A 22,414-nucleotide genomic window follows, 5' to 3' on the forward strand; every position below is an offset into this window, starting at 1 on the left:
CTGCCACGATATGGTATTTTCAAATGTCTGCTAAAGTGTACGTCTACCCTCGTGTATCTGGAAGCTCAAGCTACACTGCCCGTCTCATTTCCGAACTTTCTGCGCCTAACGCGCAAGTAGAATATTTTCGTCTGTGGCCGGTCGTCAAATCAATTCTTAATCACAATCAAACTGTGCTGGTATTAAATTGGGTTGAAGGTCAAATATTAAAACCTGGAATACGAGGTGAACTTTTACGATGGATTTTGTTTTCGAAAGCGAGTGAACCATTAAAAAAAGTTTTTGGAATAAAGATAAAAATAGTATGGCACAACATATTCTCCGTTAAATACTCAGACAAAAATCGTCTGTTAAAGATTCGTTCTTTGATGTCGAGAAGATCAAATGTTTATGTTATGAACAGTGTTGTTGCTGATCAGTTTAGTGTATCTTATTTTACACATCCTCCATTTTTCGATAAGACAGAAAATCTAAATCGACCGATAATAAATAAAACACCCTCAATTGTTTATTTTGGTGGGAAGCATAAGTTTCCGCCATTACCGGAGCTATTGGCTGTATCAAAACATCTAAGAATGAGGGTAAAAATCGTTGGTCAGTGTTGTTCAAATCTAGGTGAGTTAACTGAATTAGTAAGCGAGCAGATCGATATATCGCCTGGTAGATTAAGTGATGAAGATTTGTATGAGGCAGTTTCAACTTCATCTGCTTGTTTAGTTAGTGTGGAGAAAAATGACCCAATAATTAGTGGAACTGCCATTTATTCGTTGGAATGTGGGATTGATATAATAACTACTTGCCAGTATACATGTGATTACTTCAAAAAAATTGGGTTTGAAGTGATTGAGTTAATTAGAGGTTATTCAATTGTTGTCTACAACAAGAAAGTATTTGAAAGTTATTTTTATCGTTCATCTGCAGCTAAGTTACTAACTGGAGAATCTAATTGGTAAAGGATCTTGATTTTTTAGTAATAGGTGCACAGAAGTCTGCTACAACGTATCTTCAGTTCGCTTTATCAGATCATCCTTTAATTTTCATGCCTAAAGGAGAAATTTCATTCTTTGAAGATCCTGATTACGATGTTGAAAAGTTTGATCAGATATTTGACGGTTTATTTCCCCAAGATTCTAACCAATTGTTTCTAGGGATAAAAAGACCTAATTATTTAGGAAAACCTGAAGTTCCCCAAAGAGTTGCCCATCATTTTCCAAATGCGAAAATAATTGCAGTGCTTAGAAACCCAGTAGATAGATTTGTGTCTGCATATTTCCATTACGCGAGAGGCGGATTTGTTCCAGTGGAACCGATCGATCTGGCGATAGAAAAAATATTATATTGCAAAGAATATCAATCAAAATACAAACGATCTGCGGAAATTGTCGAGTTTGGATTGTATTCAAAGTATTTGAATCTGTATTCGTCATATTATGAAAGAGGTCTGCTAAAGTTAGTTACGCATGATCAAATGTTAAATGATCCAGATTTAGTAATCAAGGATATTTATCATTTTATTGGGGTTGATGAAAGTTATAAACCCACGACAATGAGCGAGAGGCCTCAGCTTGTGATTTACAATGTTACACGTCTTAAGCTTTTGCGGATGTTTAATATGCTTACTTCTAGATATAATTCCGATTTTACCCGTGGTTATGGGAAGAAGAGTGTATTTCATAAGATTTTATCGAAATTATATGAGTATTTTGATGCTTTCGTTATGAGCAAATTTTTTGAAAATAATAAACCGAGATTGTCTGTTAAATCTCGTTTGATTTTGAGGGATGTATATAAAGAAGATGTTCGCGTACTGAAAGCGAAATATGGTATTGATATTTCTGATTGGGATTGCTCTTAGTATGACTTTTTCGGCACTTATTAGGTCTTTGAGATTATGTTGCTTTGTACTCTTTTACACGCTTACACCTTTTGCCATTTTCGTCGTTGATTCGGGGAGTTTTAAATATTCCCTTTTCCTTTTCTGCTGTGCACTGCATCTTTTGAGGCAATCTCTTGCAGGTCGGACCTCTGCTCTTGAATTTACACTTTCTAGTGTTTCGCTGATACTCTTTATTATACCTGCGATAGCTCTTTACGAATTTCGTCGTATTGATGTTTTTATCCTTGTTTTTTATTTTATTTTAGTAGCAGATCTTCTTCTTTACACGCGAATGATTTTTATAAAGGAGCCTGGTTACTTGCCTGCATACAAGATTCTAGATTATTCAAATAATAAAGGTATTAAGTGTTTCTTTTGGTTTTTGATGTTTTGGAGTTTGGTTGCAGGCTCTTTTTTGCCCAATACACCTCTCATGTCGTATTTGTCATTTTCCTTAAGTTACGGTCTATCGCTGGTTTTCTTTGAGCGAATATTGATATCTGGTCCGACAAATAAGGCTCTATTTTTTTATCTTCTATCATATTTATTTGTTGTAGTGATTTACGTAGTATTTTATTGGTCCGGTTTTGGTAGATTGCTTGTTGGTGCTTACATTCTTATGCCCGTTCTCCTGGTAAATTATTATAAAGATATTGGGCTTCGTTTTTGGCAGGCTGTAGGTCTTTGTTTTCCGGCATTATATTATGCGCAGCTTTCTAGGTATGATGTTATCTCGAGTGCAGAGCAAATATTTATTGGTTCAGCAGGTCATCATCTGATAGTTACCAAGGATTTATTCGATATTAAATTCACGGTGTTTGCAAGTGGTTTTTCGCAATTTCTTGATCAGTTCTCTTTGTTTTTTTTAAATTGGGTTCCAAGAGATTTATGGGTTTCAAAACCTGTAGGAGCGGGTTTAATATCAGTGGATGACATTTATGGTCGAACGGGTGTTAGTGAGAATTACTCGCAGTCTTTGGGCTATATCGGTGAGCAGATTTACCTTTTAGGGGATTTTTTTGTTGTTGGTGTATTTCTTGTATTGTCTTTAACCATATTTCTCGTTAAATATTTTATAAAGTATTCTCGAGGATATATTGCTCCGGTCATCATTTGGGATGTTTCTTTGATTTCTTATTTCTGGGGCAGTATGGCTACTTTTGGCGCTAGGGTATGGTTCTTGCTCATCCCCGCGCTTATTCTCTCAAGATTCCTGATGTCGCCCGCCCACGGTAAGTGAGTATTAATTATCTAATTATGAAAATTATTATTTTTCAGCCAGCATTTCCTAAGTATCGCGAGGACTTCTTTGTTCGTATATTTAACTACTATGATATTAGGTTCAAGTTATACTTTTCAGATTCTTCTTTGTTCAAGTTTGAGCATGATGTTTCTTACTCTTCTTGGAGTGTTGTGTTACCGAGGGTTGTGCGAATACCTTTCGGTTTTTTCTGGCAAAAAGGATGTTTTTCTACGTCTCTCTCCAAGGGTGATATAGCGGTTATTTCCGGAAATCCGAGATACTTAAACCTAGCATTTCAGATGTTTTATTATAAAGTTAAGGGAGTAAAGATTGTATGGTGGGGACATTTGTGGAGTTCATCCTCATCGAACTTAAGGCTGTTATTTCGGTCATTGCTTATGGTTCAATGTGATGCTTTGTTATTTTATACTGATAAAGAGATGTCTGATTATTCGAGTCGTGTATCCTCTTATCTTCGAAAGCCGCTATTGTTTGCTTTAAATAATGGAATCAATGTAACTTCAATTGTGACTTATAGATCTCCTTATTTTAGTAGTGCAAGAGAAAAGTCGTTACTTTTCATTGGTCGGTTGACTGTAAAAGCTCATCTTGAGTTGGCTTTGCATGCAATTTCGCAGCTTGACACCTTTACTCGTCCTTCTCTGCATGTAATTGGTGATGGCATACAGAAAGAATACTTAGTCAACCTATCTTTAAGTTTAGGAATTTCGAATGTTGTGACTTGGCATGGAAGTTTGTCAGACGAAAGTCTCATAGCAAATATTGCAAACCGTTGCATGGCGTTTGTTTATCCTGGCGAGGTTGGTCTAAGTCTTATTCACGGAATGGCCTATGGTCTTCCTGCAATTGTCCATTCGAACCGTTGGAAGCATATGCCGGAAATAGCTGCGTTTACTGCCGGAGAGACTGGTGTGGATTTCGAGCCTGGAAATGCAATTAGCCTTGCGAATGAGATCGATTTTCTCTTGAGATCTCCAGAGCTATTAAACAATTATTCCGCTCGAGCAACTGAACTTGCCGACAATGTGTACAACACTGATCGAATGGCGCAGCGATTCATCTCAATGATCGAAGATCTCAAGCCGCAATGAATATCGTTCATGTTGTTTCAAGTCCAGTAACTGCTGCTGCCGGCGTTCGCGAGGCGTATATGCGCCTTTCTAAGGCTCAGTGCGCTACAAGTGGCGACATTGTCAGCGTAGTTGGGCTGAATCACCCAGATTGGCCGAAAGAGGCCAGCAAGTGGGTCGGCGGTACGCCTTATCTTTTTGATGTGATTGGTCCAAGATCTCTCGGTTATGCGCCGAACATGTTGTCTGGAATTGAGGCCTTGAATCCAGACATCGTGCATTTACATGGCCTATGGATGCATTCTGGCCGTAGCGTTTTGCAGTGGGCCAAGAAAACACGCAAGCCGTATGTGGTCTCTGTTCATGGAATGTTGTCAGACGTAGCGCTTTCCTACGGTCGACAGAAGAAAAGATTTGTACTTCAATGGTTTCAAAAGGAAGTACTTGAGCGTGCTGCGGCAATTCATGTAACCAGTTCCGCTGAAGCGGATGAAGTTTTCAAATTTGGTTTAAATAATCCGCTAATTCAAATTCCGAATGGGGTGGAACAGTTGTACCTGTCAGTGAATCAAACTTCGACCAAAGACAAAGTTGTGTTGTCTCTTGGACGATTTCACAAGAAAAAGGGGCTTTCTCTACTGTTGAAGGCTTGGCAGCCGCTAGAGAAGGAGTTTCCAGATTGGTCACTTCTTTTGGTGGGTCCCGATCAGGATGGAGAGGTAAATCGTTTGAAAGGCTTATCGTCTGAATTGGGGTTGTCCAAAGTACGCTTTCACGGTCAAGTGTGGGACAAACAGAAAATTGACATCATGGCCAGTGCTTCAATTTTTGCTTTGCCTTCGCTAAGCGAAAACTTTGCTATTACCGTAGCTGAAAGTTTAATGTTGGGTGTTCCCGTGGTCTGTTCAAAGGGGGCACCATGGCAGGGACTAGATGAACATAAGTGTGGCAAGTGGGTGGATATAGGACCAGAGCCGATGGAACACGGATTAAGAGAATTAATGTGCCTGTCGCCTGAAAAGTTGCAAGACATGGGTCAGCGTGGCCGGGAGTGGATGATTCAAGACTATTCTTGGGACTCCATAGCCCTAGCAATGCGTTCCGAATATCAATCAGTTTTAGAAAAAAGTGTTTCATGAAGATCGGAATTTTAACCTTTCACTTCAGCGACAACTTTGGTGCCTTGATGCAAGCCTATGCGCTTAGGCAGTGGTTCATTCGAAACGGCCACGATGCGGTTTTCGTTCCCTATCACCCTGTACACGTTGAAGATGGTGGTTCGTTTAGAAACATTCTTTCTGCATCAAATTTCAGGCGTAATTTGACTATTCTGTACATGAAGATTCTGCACATTTGGGGCAAGGTTTTTGGCAACCGCAGCCAACGCATGCAGTTTGACCGTTTTCGTGCAGCGCATCTTGGGCTTCATGGCTTGCGTCGCCTAACTGGCGAAGAAATTCAGCAGGACCTCGTAGGGTGTTCCATGTTGGTGTGCGGAAGCGATCAAATTTGGGCTCCATCTGTTCAGTATGGAATTGATCCTGTTTATTTTCTTGACTTTCCTAGGGCCTCGCATTTTAGGCGCATTTCTTACGCAGCCAGTTTCGGCCGGGGCACGCTCCAAGCGAATTACGCTAAAGAAGTCGGAAGCCTGCTAATGCAGCTTGATGCAATATCGGTGCGTGAATTCACTGGTTCAGAAATCGTAAAAAGGGTAAGTGGGCGTGAGGCTTTGGTGGTTCCCGATCCAACAATTTTGTTGGGTAACTTTTCACCATTGTTAGGCGAGCGCTTGGATGAAGCGGATCATGTTTTTTGTTACGCCCTAAGGTCTGATGAAATTATTCGAGGCGTTGCGGAAACTGTGTCGTCTGTACTGAATCTTCCTTTGATGAGTGCACGTAATTCAAGGCAACGCTGGCACGACATCGGTGAGGGGTTTTCGCCTGGCCCCGTAGATTGGCTGAAAAAATTGGTCAGTGCAAAATTTGTAGTGACGAACTCGTTTCACGGAGTGGCGCTTGCGGTGATTCACAACAAGCCTTTCATCGCAGTTTCCTTGCCGAAAAAGAAAGAATCGTTGAATGCCAGGGCAATCAACTTGCTTACCAGTATTGGCTTGATGAGCCGCTTCCTGAAGTCAGCAGATCGAGAGTCCGTATTGGCTCTGCTTGAACAGGAGTTGGACTGGGCGTCCGTAAATAATTCGTTAAAGACGCAACGTGAATTTGCCGAAAGTTATTTGTTTGAGCAAATAGAGAAGGCAGGAGTGGTAACTCGTTGAGCCCTCCTCTGAAATATGTAAATCGTTTGCCTAAGAGCGTGCAAGCTGCTCGCCTGCTGTGGGCCATTGCGTATTATTTGCTATTCAGGCCGACGCCCCGCTGGGCATTACATGGTTGGCGAAGGCTTATTCTTCGCTTATTCGGCGCGAGTGTGGGGCAAGGTTGTCGTATCGATCCCAGCTGTAAAATTTGGGCGCCTTGGAATTTATCGATGGGCGACTACTGTGCAATTGCAGCAAATGTAGATTGTTACAACGTAGCCCCAATCACCTTGCAAACCAAAGTAGCGATAAGTCAACGAAGCTTTTTATGTACCGCCAGCCACGATATTTCAAGTGTGCTTCGACCACTGATTTACTCCGCTATTCGAGTTGAAAGTCATGTTTGGGTTGCCGCTGAAGCCATGATCCACCCCGGTGTAACTTTGCATGAGGGGTGTGTGGTTGGCGCAAGGGCTGTGGTTTTACGCGATGTACAACCTTGGAGTATTGTGGTTGGTAGCCCGGCTACCGTGGTGGGAATACGAAAGGTGACAGACAAAGATCTTCTTCAAGTGCCGAAGGGTGAGGTTTAAAAATGTTTCGTCGTTTGGCTAAATTGCTTCAAATGTTATTCGAGTACTTGCACGACATGTGGCAATTTACTCGTTACAACAGCCATTCGCCGCTTCAGCCTCGTTCAAAAAGAATTGGTTTTCATACCGTCATAGAGACCCACACGTTGGAAAAAGGTTTGGCCTTGCCAAAACCCCGACCTTTTTTTGGATTGCTGAAAATCAAAACGATTCTGCGCATGCAACAACAGAAAGGCGTTGAGCGTGAATTGTTTCCTCGCGAAATGTTGCTGGGCGCGTTGGCTGCTTATTTGAACTGGCATAAGGAGTACCCCGACAAGCCGCAAGAAGTCATTGATCAAATCAAAAATTTTATTGAAGTGGAACGTGCGGCCGGTGTTACCGCAGTTGGTGGAGTACGTGAAGTTAGCCCACCAATCAACGACCTGGCTGCGCAGCAATTTCTTCAATCCAGGTATTCATCAAGAATTTTTGATGAGCAAATACTGCCCCAAGCTTTGGTTGAGCAAATTGTTTTATTGGCCCAAAAAGCCCCTTCCCAGTGTAATAGGCAATCTTCCAAGGTTTATGTGTTTTCGGCGAAAGATAAAATAGATGCATTGTTGGAGTTACAAGGTGGGTCGAAGGGGTTTTCGCACAACGTACCAACATTATTTATTGTTACCTCTGAAATTACTGCTTGGGGCGGGCCGCAGCAGCGCAACCAGCTCTATGTCGACGGCGGTCTGTTTGCGATGCAGTTGATGCTTTCAATACATGCATTTGGTGTGTTGAACTGCCCTTTGAATTTAGCCGTTTCCAATTCAACCGAGGCGACCATCAAAAAGCTGGCTGACATACCACCAAGTGAACGACTAATCATGATGGTGGCTGCAGGTTTTCCCAGCCCCGCTTCTGAAGGTGCAGCGTTGACAGTCGCGAGTTCTCCACGACGACCGTTGAATGAAGTGCTCTACACTTCGAGAAATTAGATGGGTAGCAAAGAACTGATAGTTGTAATTCTGACTTACAACGAAGAAAAACATTTGGCACGTTGCATTGCCAGTGTGCTTGATGTGGCATCTAGCATCTTGGTTGTCGATAGTTTTTCTACCGACAATACGCGTGAAGTGGCCGAAAAGCATGGAGCTGCATTTGTTCAAAATGTCTTTGTGAACCAAGCTCAGCAGATTAATTTTGCCCTTACGATAATTCCTTCAGGGTTTAAGTGGGTACTGCGAATTGATGCGGATGAATATCTGTCCCCATCCTTGGCCGAAAGCATTTCGCAAGTCATCAAGCACAATGATTCGCATGATGGTTTTTACTTGAAACGACGAATGGCGTTTGGTGGTCGGTTGATAAATTATGGTGGCATTTTTCCTGTTGAGGTACTAAGGCTATTTCGTGCTGGCAGGGGTATTTGTGAAGAACGCTGGATGGACGAACATATCCTAGTGTCTGGGAAGGTTGGTAGCTTGCAAGGCGAATTGATCGATGACAATCTAAATACGCTAACTTGGTGGATACAGAAGCACAATCAATATTCCAATCGCGAAGCTGTTGAGATTCTGTTGCGTCGCAACAAACTGAGGGGCAAGGTTGATATGCCCTTGGCGGGACGTGCGGGTTTGAAGCGTCTGGTTAAGAATAAGATATATGCGCACTTACCTGTTGTACCGAAAGTTTTGGCATATTTCCTGTATCGCTATGTTTTTAGATTTGGGTTTTTAGACGGTAAGCAGGGCTTTGCGTTTCATTTTTTACAGGGTTTTTGGTATCGATTTCTCGTTGAAGCCAAGGTGCAGGAAGTTGAGCGATATATGGCTGCAAATGGCGATTCTTTGGATTGTGCAGCAGAAAAAATTCTGAGAATTAAGCTCTGACATTATCGAATGAGTCCAACCAAGGTCCCTGAAAACCAGGAATTCATTCTGTCAATCGTCAAGCCGATGAAAACATTGAAAAAATTGTGACAAGGAAGTGGATGTTTTACGGGCTAACCATCACCTTAGACAGGTAAAATTCGCTTTCCACGCAGAGTTTGGCTTTGCACATATTGGTAGCGCATCTAAAGACGTTTATGTTGGTTAGTGTTGCGAATACTCTTTTACTTTACTATTAACTGAATTCGGAAACTTCAATGATTTTTGACAAGAAGTTGCGGTGGCTCACCTTGTGTGTAATGCCCATACTGGCAGCATGCACATTCCCTGGTCAGTACTTTGGTGCCGATCCTGAGAGCAAAGAGCAAATTGAGCAAAGTGCTAATGGGGTGGATTACCGCTTGACACCAATTGACGCTGTAACCATAAGAGCGCTTGCCCGAAACACCGAAGAAGTTCGAACTGTACCTACCGAGCTTCGTGCCACTCCGGACATTTATCAATACAAAGTTGGCGTTGGTGATTTGGTACGTGTCACAGTTTGGGATCACCCCGAGCTGACCAACCCCGCTGGCAACACAACCGGGCAGTTGCAGGGCCAAGTTGTGCTGCCAGACGGAACTTTTTACTTCCCCTTTTTAAACAAAGTAAATGCCGCGGGGCGAACCACTGAAGAAATTCGCCTTGAAATGACTCGCAACTTGGAAAAGTTTATTCGCAGCCCACAGGTTGATGTTTACATTCAGCCCAATGGGTTCCGTTCACAAAAAGTGTATGTTAGCGGCGAAGTTGGGCAGCCTGGTTTTTTTCCGATTAGCGATGTGCCGACACGCCTTAGTGACGTGATTTCGCTTGCCGGTGGGTTAAATCGAGATGCTGACCTGCAGAATATAACCTTGCAACGAAACAACAAAAGCTTCATTCTTGACGCTTATAAATTGCTGTATGAGGGCGATTTGTCTCAAAATGTATTGTTGGAGCAAGGTGATGTTTTAAATATCCCGGATAGACGGCTTAGAAAGGTGTTTTTAATGGGTGAGGTGGTTCAGCCCGGCTCTTTTGTAATGCCGGTGGGCACATTAACCTTAGCAGAGGTTTTAAGTGACGTCGGAGGGATTAATCAAAATACGTCGAATGCTCAGCAGGTTTATGTAATTCGCCAACCCGCGCCAGGAATAAATCCGGCTGGATTTGATAGTGGCCTAGAAATTTACCATTTGGATTCTAGTAGTCCGACGAGTGTTTTGTACGCAGATCAGTTTGAGATGCAGCCTCGTGATGTGGTGTACGTCGATCCAGTACGTATGGTCAGGATAAATCGTCTGCTGGGTACAATATTGCCCACCCTGCAAGTGTTGCCTGCGATTCGTTCCAATATTCGGGTGCTTGAAGGCGAATGATCTTGAAACTTAAAGTGATTACCCAATGAACATGCCATACGAGCCAAATAACAAACAAATTTCTGGCGGTGGAACAATGCAAGCAGAAACTGCAAACGACATCGCTGAAATCAATTTCATGGACCTTTGGTATAACTTGCTTGACTTCAAGTGGGTTGCATTGGCTATAGCAACAATCGCGCTTGCAATCGGTATTGTGTACGCCACAGTGGCCACGCCAATATTTTCGGCTGATGTGTTGTTGCAAGTGGAAACCAAGCAAAGTAGTGGCTTGGCGGCGCTGGAAGATGTAAGCGGTGTGCTGGCCGCAAACGGAAGCAATGTAACTGGCGAGTTGGAAATATTGAAAAGCCGCACTGTTGTAGAAAGTGTTGCCCAAACACTGGGTTTGGCTCAGTCAATCGCCCCACAGTACTTTCCAGTGTTTGGAAGTTGGTTGGCAAGTCGTCATGAACGGGCTTTAGGTTTGGCGGAACCTTTTCTTGGATTGAGTAGCTATGCTTGGGGTGGTGAACAATTGAAGCTGGCTCAATTCGCGGTGCCCACGCAATTTACAGACCAACCATTCGTGGCGGTAAAAGGTGAAGGAAACTCTTACAGTTTTTACAGTCCCTCGGAAGAATTGTTGGGTAGCGGTACTATCGGTAAACCGCTAACCTTCAACGTAGGCTATGGCACAGGCAGCGTCACTATTTCCCAGTTTGATGCCAATCCTGGCTTGAAAGCCAATGTAGTTCGTAGGCACCCTTTAAGCTTGCACAATGGTTTGGTTGCGCCACTAAGCGCGGGTGAAGTGGGTCGCAACAGCAGCATGATTCGGGTTACGTACGAAAGCCCCAACCCTATATTCGCGGTGCAGTTTTTGAACGAACTTGCCAATGCGTACTTGCGGCAAAACGTAGAACGTAAAGGCCAGGAAGCTGAGCAGCAATTGGTATTTTTGGATCAGCAACTGCCCAGTATTAAAGAACAACTGCGCAAGGCCGAAGATGCGCTGAACGTTTTTGTTCAAAGCAAAGGCACGATTGACCCTACGCTGGATACACAACGAATTTTGGGGCAAGACGTGGAGCTTGAAACCAAGCGTGTTGAGCTTGGCTTAGAGCGTGAAAAGTTGCTTCAGCGTTTTCAGCCTGGGCACCCTTTGATTCAGGCGATTGATGATCAGCTTGCACAGTTGCGCAGTGTGCGTGGTGGGGTTGCTAGCCAAGCACAAGCTTTGCCTGAAGTGCAGCAGGAATACCTGCGCCTTCGGCGCGATGTAGAAGTCAACCAGGCTTTGTACACCTCACTGCTAAACGGCGCACAACAATTAAAGGTGGCGAAAGCTGGCACTATAGGCAATGTGGCGATTGTGGATTATGCACAACAGCCAAAGCGAGCTTTCAAACCCAACAAAGGGCAAGTAGTAGCACTTTCATTGTTGGCTGGCTTACTTCTTGGTGTGTTGGCGGCACAGGCCTTGGCCATGCTACGCAGCGCTGTACGAGACCCAAGCAAATTGGAACAAGCGACTGGTTTGTCGGTGTATTCAATCGTGCCACTCAGCCAGCAACAAACTGTGGCGGAAAAAGGCTTGCGCCGCCGTACTGACAAAGTGGGTTTGTTGGCTGTTTCGGCGCCCAACGACCCTTCAATTGAAGCATTGCGCAGTTTCCGTACGGGTTTGCAGTTCGCTACCATCGATTCGCCGAATAAGCGGGTTCTCATCACCGGCCCTGTGCCTGAAATCGGTAAATCTTTTGTGTCGGCCAACTTTGCAGCGATTATGGCCCAGGCTGGTAAACGGGTGCTGTTGATTGATGGTGACATGCGCAAGGGCACCCTAAGCCGTTATTTCATTCAAGAAGAGCGGGGCGATGCCAAACACCCTGGCTTAAGCGATGTGGTTGCCGGTACTGTGGCTTTTGACAAAGCACTGGTTAAAACCGAGCTGGAAGGTTTGCATGTGTTGGTTTCCGGTTCAGTGCCGCCCAACCCCAGCGAGTTGCTGCTGCACCCCAACTTTATTGCCTTGCTTGAAAAAGCCGATGTGGAATACGACTATGTAATTATCGACAGTCCACCGGTGCTGTTGGTCAGCGACGCTTCTGTAATGGGGCAGCATTGCTCCGCCACATTTATTGTGGCGCGCTATGGCGCAAGTAACGTTCGCCAAGTTAGCGATTCGCAAAAGCGCTTGGCCCAGGCGGGCGTGCGTGTGAATGGCCTTATTTTCAACGGCTTTATTGCCAACCGCTCAGGTTATTACTACGGTTATGGCTACGGTTATGGGTACAAGAACTCCTACGGCACTTATGGCGACCCTGTACAAGGCAAAAAGGCCTGACAGGACAAAACAGCATGAATACACCCTTGGTTACTGTTATTTGTACCGCCAACATTTGTCGTAGCCCCATGGGCCAAGCCATATTGCAAGCCAAGGCTGATGCCGCTGGTTTAAAAATATATGTGAACAGCTGTGGTGTGCAGGCCTTAACTGGCAAACGGCCCGACAAACAAGCATTGGGTGCCTTGGAGCGTGCTGGCTATTCAATTGGCGAAGAAAAGAGGGCCGAGCAATTGTTGATGCCACAGGCCAATGCAGCCCAGCTAATGCTGGTGATGGAAAACCGGCACAAGCAGTGGATTATGCAAAACTTCCCGGCCTATTCAGGCAAGGTGTGGTTAATGGGGCATTGGAATGGCCTAAGCGAGGTAGCAGACCCGATTGGGCAAGGCCCGGCTGAATTTGATGCCTGTTTGAAAGTATTGGAAGGCGAGATTGATTTGTGGTTGCCCAAATTAAGGGCATTGCTGTAGTGGTTTTTTGTAAACCTCTTTGTTTTCATGGGCGTTTATTAAAAATGTAATGGAAAAAAACTGGCGCAGTTGCTGTTTTTTGTTATAAAGTTAAGTGAAGTTAAATTCTTTGGGGGTACTTATCATGAAAAAATTCTTGGCAATGTTGGCCATGGTTACTTTGTCGGGCGCAGCAATTGCCCAGTCTGCAACTGGTTCTGAAGCTTCTGGCGGTGCCGCTGGCGGCCAAGGCGTAGGTGCTGGTGGTGCAAGTGGTTCTGCCGGTGCAGGCGCTGGCGCAAGTGCCGGTGCAGGCGCAGCAGGTGCTGGCGCTGCCGCTGGTGGTTTGGGTGTGGCTGGTGCTGTTGGCGTAGCCGCTGCACTGGGTACAGTAATTGCCGTTTCTAACGACGACAACAACACCACTGGTACAACAGGCACAACCCAGTAAATTGGGTTTGTTGTTTGTAAAAGCCCCTTCTTGCAAGGGGCTTTTTTATTCGTGCCTTACGCACAACTTGTGCAAACTTATTTGCTTTAAAAGTTTTATTTTTCTGGATTAAACCCACATGCGGAATTGGCTTAAGTACTGGCCTGGCCTGCGGCAACACTCGCCGTTTGCTTTATGTGTTGCTGCGTTGTTGGTACTGCCTGCCTGCACAGGCTTAAACCAAGCCGCTATCAATAGTTTGCAAGCAGCCTACCAAGGCCCCAACCGCAACTTTGAGGCCGTGCCACGCAACCCGGCCTACCAATACATGCAAGTGGAAGTGCCGGGTGCAGCTTCGCTAACAGTGTTGGGTTACCAATATCCCAACTTGCAGGTGTGGTACGCCGCCAAGGGCGAGGTAGTGCGCTTGCAAGGCAACCGGCTACTAGACACAACTGGTTTGAATGTAAACCTGGCCAACGTGCAATACACCGCAGGTGAGCAAGCCCAGCAAACCAGCATGAAGTTTGATGTGCCTGAACTGGGCTTGTTCAATGTGCGGGCCACCCTGCAATTGCAACCCACAGAGCCACCCAAAAGTAATTTGGCCAAAATGGCCAGCGCGACAAAAGGACTTTACTGGTACAGCGAAACTTTTATTGGCTCAAAGCCCCTGCCCGCAGCTCTTGAAGGCCTGCCGCCTGCCATTTATGGCTTTGCGCAGGCCTTACCGGAAGGCATTAATGCCAGCCAACTACCCACCGCTGTGTATGGCAAACAATGCCTGGCACCCACCTATTGCCTTGAATGGCACCGCCAATGAAACCTATTCGAATCCCCTTTGTGTTGACCGTAGTAGCAGCGCTGGTCAGCATGGCTTTTATGCCCGCCATTGCAGTTGCAGCAAGCCCGAATATTGAAGCCCTGCAAGCAAAGCCCCAGGGCACAGAACGTTTGTCTGCTTTGTTGGTTCGCCAAGGCTGGTTGCCAGGCTTGCACGCTGCAGAATACCGCTTGAGCAGTTTGTTGGTGCTGGCCCCAAGCAGTGCTGATGCCATTGAGCAGCAAATGGCCCGCGACAGGGCCATTCAAAACCTGCGTTTGGCCAATCGTAATAACACTGCGCTTCAGCAGGTGTTGCAACGTGTGGGCGCCATGCCGGTAAATGGGCGTTTGAAGCTTGAAAGCACCGATGCAAATTACCTGCAAGCACGCCCTGAATTTGACCCCGTACTGAATAGCACCTACACCGTGGTGTTGCCGCAAGCCACCAACACAGTCACTGTGCTTAGCGACCTTGGCACTTGCGTGGTGCCGCACCAGGCCACAGCTTCAGCCCAAGCCTACATTGAAGCATGTATTGGCAAACAAAGCGCATGGAAAAGTTGGCTGGGTGTTGAAAGGCCCATGGATTGGGCTTGGGTGGCCAACCCCAATGGCACGGTAGAACAACTGGCTGTGAATGGCTGGAATGAGCAAGCCCAGGGTGGCCCAGCGCCCGGCAGTTGGTTGTGGGCGCCTAGCCGCAAAGTGGAAGGCGAGCAAAAACAGCACGAAGCCATTGCCGGTTTTTTGGCCACGCAAGGCGAGTTTGTGCAGGCTGTTCAAGCACCACAAGCCCACAGTGTTGTCGCGATCGAACAAAAAACTTTACTGCCCGAATTTGATGAAGCCGAACCCAAGCCACTTGAAACCAGCGAGCCTTGGTACCTCAGCAGCAGCGATTGGGGTGTTGTGGGCCTTTTGCAAACCCCCACAGCACGCATGCGCCAGGCGGGCAGCTACAGCGCCACCTTCAGCCGCACCAGCCCTTACAGCCGTTACAGCTTTATGCTGCAACCCTTCGATTGGATGGAGGCGGGCTTTCGGTATAACAGCCTAACTAACGCAAAGTTTGGCGTTTCAACAACCAACCCAGACCAAAGTTTTAAAGACAAAAACTTTGATGTGAAATTTCGCTTGATGCAGGAAAGTGCACACCTGCCTGAACTGTCTGTTGGCTTTCGCGACGTAGCTGGTACAGGCTTGTTCAGCGGTGAATACGTGGTGGGCAGCAAGCGCGTGGGCTCGGTTGATTTCAGCTTGGGCATAGGCTGGGGCAGCCTGGGTGCAGGTGGTGGAATCACAAACCCCTTCAAAGCATTTGGTGACAGTTTCGAAACGCGGCCCGTTGGTTTTGTTGGTGGTGATTCTGGCGGTACTGTAGACACCAATACCTTCTTCAAAGGCCCTGCCGCCTTGTTCGGTGGCGCACAAGTACAACTGCCTTGGGAAGACTGGGTACTGAAGCTGGAAGTAGAGGGCAACGATTACCAAAGTGAACCCTTTGGTAATAACTTGGAACAAAGTACCAATGTAAACGTGGGCCTGCTGCACCGTGTGAACGATTACATGGACTTTACCTTGGGTTACGAGCGGGGAACTGAAGTTATGGTGGCCCTAAGCTTTCATGAAAAGCTGGACACCTTTGGCACACCCAAGCTAAGCGACCCGCCCAGCCCCAAAGTGAATGAAGCACCGCCCACCGGGCCAGTAAGCTGGCCTGCAGTGCTGGAAGAATTGAAGCAGCAAACCGGTTGGGTAGCCACCAAAGTGCAAGGTGACGAAGGCGAACTGAAGCTGATTATTGATGAAGCCGACGCGGGCTACTGGCAATACACCATAGACCGCGCAACCGCTGTGCTGCACAAGCATGCGCCCGCTGAGTACGCCTGGTTCAATTACGAGTACCAGGCCAAGGGCCAAAAAGTTAGCCAGCACATTGTTGACCGCAACCTGTGGGTGCGCCAGCGCACCACCTTGTTGCCCAACGCGTGGCGGGACATGCCCGCCACCAAGCAGCGTGAGCGCGTTAAGTACCCGTACCAAACTTTGTTTGATAACCCGCAAAGCCCCTGGAAAACCAGCGTAAGCGCAGGTTACCGCCAAATTTTGGGTGGGCCCGATGGTTTTATTCTTTACCAGCTTTCAGCCCTGGGCAATGTAAGTTACGAGCTAACTGAGAGCACCGTGGCCAGTGGCCGCGTGCGCGCCGCTCTTTTGGACAACTTCGACAAATTTACATACACCGCACCCAGCAACTTGCCGCGGGTGCGTACTTTCCAGCGGGAATACGCCACCACATCCGATTTCACCATTCCAAACCTGCAGTTAACCCACTACGGCAAGTTGGGCAGTGATGTGTTTTACACCACCTATGGCGGCCTGCTGGAAGACATGTTTGCCGGCGTGGGCGGTGAAGTGTTGTACCGCCCCATGAATAGCACGGTGGCCATTGGCGTAGATGTTAACAGCGTGAAGCAGCGCGATTTTGAGCAAGACTTCGGCCTGCGCGACTACCAGGTAAACACTGGCCATGCCACTCTGTATTGGGACACTGGTTTTGAAGACATTTTGGTGAAAGCCAGTGTGGGCCAGTACCTGGCTGGCGACAAAGGCGCCACCATGGACCTAAGCCGGGTATTCGACAACGGTGTAAAAATGGGTGCGTTTTTTACCCGCACCAATGTAAGTGCAGCTGAGTTTGGCGAAGGAAGTTTTGACAAAGGGGTGTACGTAACCCTGCCGTTTGATGCCTTCTTCACGCAAAGTGTGGCGGGCACTGCCAACTTGGTGTTTAACCCGCTGACTCGAGACGGTGGTGCAAAGCTAAGCCGCAGCGTAGAGTTGTACGACTTCACCCAAGCCCGCGACCCAAGGTTGTTGACCTACACCAACCCGGCTGCGAAATAGTTGTTGCGTTGCGATATATTTCTGGAGTGTTTCCTCTAAGCCCTATGATTTGCAATCGGTTTAGAGGTACGCTGGTGCAATAATTTTTGAAGCTACCCCCAATTCATGGGGTGCTGTTTGGGCGGGTTTACTACTAATATTTAGGCTGGTTGAACCCAGCGAGCCAATTTCACTTTTAGTTGTTTAAAGCTGGTTTTTTGACCAATCAGTTTGCTCAAGGCAAGTAAGCCGCTAAACAACATATTGTTTTACTCCTGCAAGTGGGTCCAAAGTGTACTAACTGCAGTTTATTGAGTTGCAAAATTTTCAATACCGAGAATAAAGGGTGTTTGCTCCCCTTAATTTCAGGGTGTTGATCAAATAAACAGGGGCAGGTGCTTAACGATGAGTACCCCGATAAAAACACAGTCGCCCGGCTTGGGTGGGCGCATCAGTTTGGTGTTCACTTCCCGCCTTTGGGTGTGGAGCGCATTTACAGCATTTGTTGCGCTTGTTTTATTTGGAACAATTCACATTGCTGGTCAAATCAAGTTGACCGGTTCAAGCACAAGTCCAATTCTATTGTTCGGTGGCCTGTTTGGGGTAAGTGTGTTGGCCTGTGCCTCCGTTCTGCTGACCAAACAATGGCATGCCCGCTTCAGCCTTGACAATGACCTGAACGGGGTACAAAAGCTGCACCAAGTGGCGGTGCCTCGAATTGGTGGTTTGCCAATTTTTCTGGCGGTGGCCGCCGGTGTGGCGTGGATGTGGCTTCGTGACCACCCCTTGTTTGAAGTCAACTTGCTGCTGCTGGTGTGCGGTTTGCCAGTATTCATGATCGGCTTTGCCGAAGACATTACCAAGAAGGTGTCAGTGAAGTTGCGTTTGCAGGCCACCTTTCTGGGTGGCTTTTTGGCGTGCGCAGCCTTGGGCGCTGTAATTACCTCGGTTAGCTTGGCGCCTGTCGACAAATTATTGGCTTTTGCGCCTGTGGCATGGTGTTTTACCGCATTTGCCATGAGCGGTTACAGCAATGCCATTAACCTGATCGATGGTTTGAATGGCTTGGCCAGCGGTGTGGTGTGCATTTTGGCACTTGGGCTGGGCTTGTTGGGCCTGCAGCACCAAGCCATGGACATGGCTTTGTATTCGCTATTGTTGACTGCAGCGGTACTGGGGTTTTGGGTGTTTAATTTCCCGGTGGGGCGTTTGTTTTTGGGCGACGGCGGAGCGTATTTTCTGGGCTTTGCCTTGGCAGTGTTGGCGGTGCTGTTGCAGGCCAATTACAACGATATAAATGCCTGGGCGGTGTTGTCGGTGTTGGCCTACCCGGTAATCGAGGTGATGTACTCCATCTTGCGCCGCAAGTTGGTGAATGCCGACCCAGGCCAGCCCGACCGTTCGCACTTTCACCAGTACTTTCAGCGTAGCCTGCAAATTATGGCGCGCAAGCGGGGCGGTGCGCTGGGCATTTGCGTAAATTCCCAGGCTTCGCCGTTTTTGTGGTTATTCACCTGCGTTTCCGTGGCCATGGCCTTGTACTTTGACCAGTTGGGTTTGCATGCTTTGGGGTTTGTAAGTACCGCAGTGTTGTATGTGGTTTCCTACCAGGTATTGGGGCGCTACATTGCCAAGAATGCAGAGTGGGAATAAACAGAAGCCCATTAAGTAATTGGTTGGTTTTGTTTTAAGTAAGCTCGTTTTGATAATGAATCAAACGGCTATTTTTTTGCGCCTATAGTTAATGAAAATTAAAAAAAGGCCCTGTAATTTACAGGGCCTTTTTTATTACTTCTGATCAGCAATTAACAACATACTTAAATAACCAATTAAGCCGCCGATTTTTCAAGTTGAACAAACTGGCTGGTGAATCGTTGAAATTTGTCTTGCGCGCTGGGCTTCAAAGTGAAATCACCGATCGTGGTACGTAAAAATTCCGGGCTGGCCTTGCGTTGCACGTGAACAAGTCGATAAACCTTGTAGCCCGCCTTGTCCAGGCCTTTGTTCATGGGCCGGTGGCCAATGGCAAAGGCGAACAGGTCGATGTCGCTGGTGTGCAGCTTGATGTCAAACTTGTCGGTCAGCAAACCACCTGTGGCCTTCAAATGCAATTCGCCTGTAGGCAGTTTTTTGAAACGCACATTGTGCGTCATGAATTTGTCACCGTTGTTTAACAACAGCCCACCTTGTAATATCTGCCTGCCAATTAACAGGGCAGCAATCAGCCCTGCCGCAATCGCAATAATAGTCATGGCAATAACCCGAATTAATAAATGTTGAAAAATTTCTAGTGGTGTTGTCAGGCATATTCTTACCTTCTGCTGTTTATTATGAAGTAGATTTTTAGAGGTGTTTATTAAATTTTCAGTCATTTAGTGGGCATTTCGGGATTTGTCACGTATTTAGGGTACTACTAATTTTGTATTGTAAAAAAAGCCCGGCTTGTTTATCTCAAGCCGGGCTTTTTCACGACAACAAGGTTGGGTTTAGCTCGCCTTGCGACGCACTCGCCACAACAGCAGGCCAACCAGTGGCAACAGCATGGCATTCAGGCTGCCACCACCACCGCCTCCGCTACTAACACTGCTTCCACCGCTAGCCGCTGCTGGCGTTACGGCCGGTGCACCGGGGTCACTAATAAAGCCTTCGCGTGGGTCGTTGTCACCGGCACCATTGTCGGTCAAGGTCAGCACCACCACATTGTTGTTGAAGGTTGCGCCACCAAATTCTGCGCAGCTGCTGCCGTCGGCATTGCACTTTACATAACTGGTGGGGCGTGCATCGGCAGGCAAGGTGATGGTGACTGTCACTGTGCTGTTTGCCGTGACGTTGTCGAGGTTAAATGCGAAGAAGCCGTTGGGGTACTCGCGTGTGGTGGGCGCTCCCATCGGGGTGGCTACAGTTCGCAGGTTGTTCAGCGTGCCCTCGCTGCTCATGAATTCAACCGGGTTGTTGTCCACATCATCAACCATGGCCGTAGACGCCCCGTCTGGCATGCGGGTGGTCACCGTGAAACTTGTGGAAAAGTCCCCCACGGTGACAGTGACCACCGCTGTTTCGCCGGGCTCAGCAGGGCTGTCTGTGCGCAGTTGTAAAGTTTGACCGTTGCTGATGGTGCCTGCCGCCGATGTAAATTGCGAACCATTGTTGCTGTAAGTACCACCGGTAATGCTGATGGGCGCTGGGGAATTGAGGCCCGCAATAGTCACCGTGTTGGATGCCGTATTGGTGGAAGGCGTTTGGCCTGTTACGGCAGTGAAGCTGAAGGTATCGGGCGTGGTGTCACTGGCCACGGTAACATCCACTGACTGAGTGGCAAATGGCCCGCCCTGGTTACGGCAGGTTAAGGTGTAAGTGCGCGAGCCTGCCGTGGCAAACGGCCCTACTGTTTCACTGCCATTGACTGCTTTGCTGCCGCTCCATTCTCCGGTGGCATCGCAAGTGGTGGCGTTGGTGGTGCTCCAGCTTAGTGTGGATGTTGCATTGCCTTGCAGGTTGGCAGGAGTGGCTGTGAAATTGATCGTGGGAGTGGCCAGTTCTTGCTCTGCATTTTGAACATTCAACGTCACCGACTGAAACAGACCTTCCATGGCTGGGCCACACAACAAGCTGTAGGTGCGGTCGCCAGCCACAGTGAATAACCCCAGATCACGCACGCCACTGGGCGCCACAAAACCGCCCCAGTTGCCGCTGGCCTGGCAAGTGCCGTTGCTGAATGGGCCGATCGCGTTGCTGATCCAGCGCAAGGCAATTTGATCTCCTGCGCCGGCAATAATCGGGTTGCGGCTCAACTGCATGTCTAGTTTCAAGGTGCCTTGCGGGCCACCGTAGCGCAGCACATGCAGCAAGGTAGAGTCATCTGAATCACTGCGGTTGTAAAGAACCACATAGTTATTGCCCGACAGGGTAGGGCTGATCGAGATAGGAGCTGTTTGCCAGTAGCCGTTGTTGTACACATTGGTGCCCTGGCGTGTTTCGCCGGCCACGCCTGCGTCGCTAAAACGGAAAATGCTCCACAGGTCGAGGTTTTGACGACGGGTGTAAATGGCGTAATCGCCGTCGGGTTCAGTCGACAAACCCAGCAGGGTCGAGTTGCTGATCAGCTCGACTGGTGTGTCGGTCAGCGGTGTGTTGTTGGCGTCGAAGCTGCGCATGCGCACCGAGGGCGCACTAAAACTGCTGGTTTGTGCATTGAATGTGGAGGCGCTCCACACCACAGTGGCGGTGCCACTGGCAGAGCGGTGTACCGCAAAACGCGGTGGGCCTGCCACATTGGACTGAAAGTCGGCAACTTGCACCGTGCTTTGCTGCGTGGTGCCGTTGTAACGACTCAAGCTGATTTGTTGACGGCCACTGGGCAAACCGGTTGTGGCGATAGTCACGAGGCTGCCTTGAATGTCCACGGCCGAAAGACGGGTGCGGGCAATGTTGTCCGTAACGTTAACTGAGGCCACAGCCAGGGGTGCCGAGGCTGAAGCGCTTTTGGGCAGGTAACGGTAGATGGTCTGGTTTCGCTCAATTGTGCTGGCGCAATAGGTTGCGCCATCGAACACCAGGGCAACGTTGCCATCTGCGTCCATGTCCATCGCTGGGTTACTGGTGGCTACTTTGCGCTGCGAAGCACAGGTTTGCAGGCCTGCCAGGTTGTAAGGCTGCATGCTTTGATCGTCGTATTCGATGGCCTCAGGGCTGCCGTCGGCCAAAAAGCGCCGGAAATACACCACCGCGTCTTGTTGTTGCCCTTTGGTGTAAGTGAGTGCGAAATTGGCGTCATTGTCCATGACCACATCCACCCCACGCACCTCGCCAGTGCCTACCGCGTTGGCGTTGATTCGCATGCCGTTGGCGCTGCCGTCGGCATTTAGCCGCTGCAGGTAAACAAAACCACCTTCGGCCCAGGCCAGAATACCTCGACCATCCGGTGATGTGGCAATGTCTGCGGTGAAAATTCGGAGTTCGTCCGGGTTGACCGATGATATTACAGTGGGTGAGGAAAGTTGCGGACCGGGTAATGTGTGGGCAGCTAGAGGCAGGGTGGCCAGCAAAACGGCTGACAAAAGACGAGCGATATTCATGGCAGTTCGGGCCTGTTCAAAATAAGTCGGATTTATGACAACATGGCGGCCCGGCTTGCTTTCGCCGGATAGTGATTGCTTTA

Annotated in this window: 18 protein-coding genes; 16 read left to right on the top strand and 2 right to left on the bottom strand. The window is 47.8% G+C overall.

Annotation, left to right across the window (positions count from 1 at the left end; all coding sequences use genetic code 11):
- The first annotated feature begins 23 nt into the window (after positions 1 to 23).
- From LMED105_RS16745 to LMED105_RS02095, 16 genes are all read left to right on the top strand, one after another.
- Complete coding sequence (locus LMED105_RS16745) at positions 24 to 953, top strand: hypothetical protein (RefSeq protein WP_156799479.1); 930 nt, start codon at positions 24 to 26, stop codon at positions 951 to 953.
- Entirely contained in the window at positions 947 to 1,855 is a 909-nt protein-coding gene (locus LMED105_RS02025) for a sulfotransferase (protein ID WP_008247716.1), read from the top strand. Before LMED105_RS16745 ends, LMED105_RS02025 begins: the two co-directional genes overlap by 7 nt.
- 142 nt (positions 1,856 to 1,997) lie before the next feature.
- A complete protein-coding gene (locus tag LMED105_RS02030) occupies positions 1,998 to 3,116 on the top strand; it encodes a hypothetical protein (protein ID WP_156799480.1) in 1,119 nt (372 codons plus the stop codon).
- Positions 3,113 to 4,231: a glycosyltransferase gene (locus LMED105_RS02035; protein ID WP_040512062.1), complete on the top strand. Its 1,119-nt coding sequence runs from the start codon at positions 3,113 to 3,115 to the stop codon at positions 4,229 to 4,231. Before LMED105_RS02030 ends, LMED105_RS02035 begins: the two co-directional genes overlap by 4 nt.
- Positions 4,228 to 5,349: a glycosyltransferase gene (locus tag LMED105_RS02040; RefSeq protein WP_040512063.1), complete on the top strand. Its 1,122-nt coding sequence runs from the start codon at positions 4,228 to 4,230 to the stop codon at positions 5,347 to 5,349. Before LMED105_RS02035 ends, LMED105_RS02040 begins: the two co-directional genes overlap by 4 nt.
- Positions 5,346 to 6,494, top strand: coding sequence for a polysaccharide pyruvyl transferase family protein (locus LMED105_RS02045; RefSeq protein WP_008247731.1), 1,149 nt, complete (start codon positions 5,346 to 5,348; stop codon positions 6,492 to 6,494). Before LMED105_RS02040 ends, LMED105_RS02045 begins: the two co-directional genes overlap by 4 nt.
- Before the next feature lie 212 nt (positions 6,495 to 6,706).
- On the top strand, positions 6,707 to 7,069 hold the full coding sequence (locus tag LMED105_RS16750) for an acetyltransferase, CysE/LacA/LpxA/NodL family protein (protein WP_008247733.1): 363 nt from the start codon (positions 6,707 to 6,709) through the stop codon (positions 7,067 to 7,069).
- Positions 7,070 to 7,071: 2 nt separating this feature from the next.
- Positions 7,072 to 8,040 carry a nitroreductase family protein gene (locus LMED105_RS16040; RefSeq protein WP_008247735.1) on the top strand — a complete coding sequence of 323 codons (969 nt, stop codon included), beginning with the start codon at positions 7,072 to 7,074 and terminating at the stop codon, positions 8,038 to 8,040.
- Entirely contained in the window at positions 8,041 to 8,934 is an 894-nt protein-coding gene (locus tag LMED105_RS02060) for a glycosyltransferase family 2 protein (protein WP_008247737.1), read from the top strand.
- Positions 8,935 to 9,191: 257 nt separating this feature from the next.
- A complete protein-coding gene (locus tag LMED105_RS02065) occupies positions 9,192 to 10,334 on the top strand; it encodes a polysaccharide biosynthesis/export family protein (RefSeq protein WP_008247738.1) in 1,143 nt (380 codons plus the stop codon).
- 76 nt (positions 10,335 to 10,410) lie between these two features.
- Entirely contained in the window at positions 10,411 to 12,663 is a 2,253-nt protein-coding gene (locus LMED105_RS02070; protein ID WP_040512218.1) for a polysaccharide biosynthesis tyrosine autokinase, read from the top strand.
- Between the two features lie 14 nt (positions 12,664 to 12,677).
- Entirely contained in the window at positions 12,678 to 13,136 is a 459-nt protein-coding gene (locus tag LMED105_RS02075; protein WP_083797062.1) for a hypothetical protein, read from the top strand.
- Between the two features lie 124 nt (positions 13,137 to 13,260).
- Positions 13,261 to 13,566, top strand: coding sequence for a hypothetical protein (locus LMED105_RS16755; protein ID WP_008247742.1), 306 nt, complete (start codon positions 13,261 to 13,263; stop codon positions 13,564 to 13,566).
- Positions 13,567 to 13,684: 118 nt separating this feature from the next.
- Positions 13,685 to 14,368, top strand: a complete 684-nt coding sequence (locus tag LMED105_RS02085; protein WP_008247743.1) for a lipoprotein — start codon at positions 13,685 to 13,687, stop codon at positions 14,366 to 14,368.
- Complete coding sequence (locus LMED105_RS02090) at positions 14,365 to 17,277, top strand: YjbH domain-containing protein (RefSeq protein ID WP_008247744.1); 2,913 nt, start codon at positions 14,365 to 14,367, stop codon at positions 17,275 to 17,277. Before LMED105_RS02085 ends, LMED105_RS02090 begins: the two co-directional genes overlap by 4 nt.
- A 384-nt stretch (positions 17,278 to 17,661) precedes the next feature.
- The gene (locus tag LMED105_RS02095; RefSeq protein ID WP_008247746.1) at positions 17,662 to 18,909 is read left to right on the top strand and encodes a glycosyltransferase; all 1,248 of its coding nucleotides are present in this window, start codon (positions 17,662 to 17,664) and stop codon (positions 18,907 to 18,909) included.
- A 176-nt stretch (positions 18,910 to 19,085) separates the two neighbouring features.
- On the opposite strand, the gene LMED105_RS02100 is transcribed toward LMED105_RS02095, so the two are convergent.
- Together LMED105_RS02100 and LMED105_RS02105 are read right to left on the bottom strand one after the other, a co-directional pair.
- A complete protein-coding gene (locus LMED105_RS02100; RefSeq protein ID WP_008247747.1) occupies positions 19,086 to 19,508 on the bottom strand; it encodes a hypothetical protein in 423 nt (140 codons plus the stop codon).
- A gap of 234 nt (positions 19,509 to 19,742) precedes the next feature.
- On the bottom strand, positions 19,743 to 22,331 hold the full coding sequence (locus LMED105_RS02105; protein WP_008247748.1) for a choice-of-anchor U domain-containing protein: 2,589 nt from the start codon (positions 22,329 to 22,331) through the stop codon (positions 19,743 to 19,745).
- Between the last annotated feature and the right edge of the window lie 83 nt (positions 22,332 to 22,414).

The organism is Limnobacter sp. MED105, assembly GCF_000170915.1.
GTDB lineage: Bacteria > Pseudomonadota > Gammaproteobacteria > Burkholderiales > Burkholderiaceae_B > Limnobacter.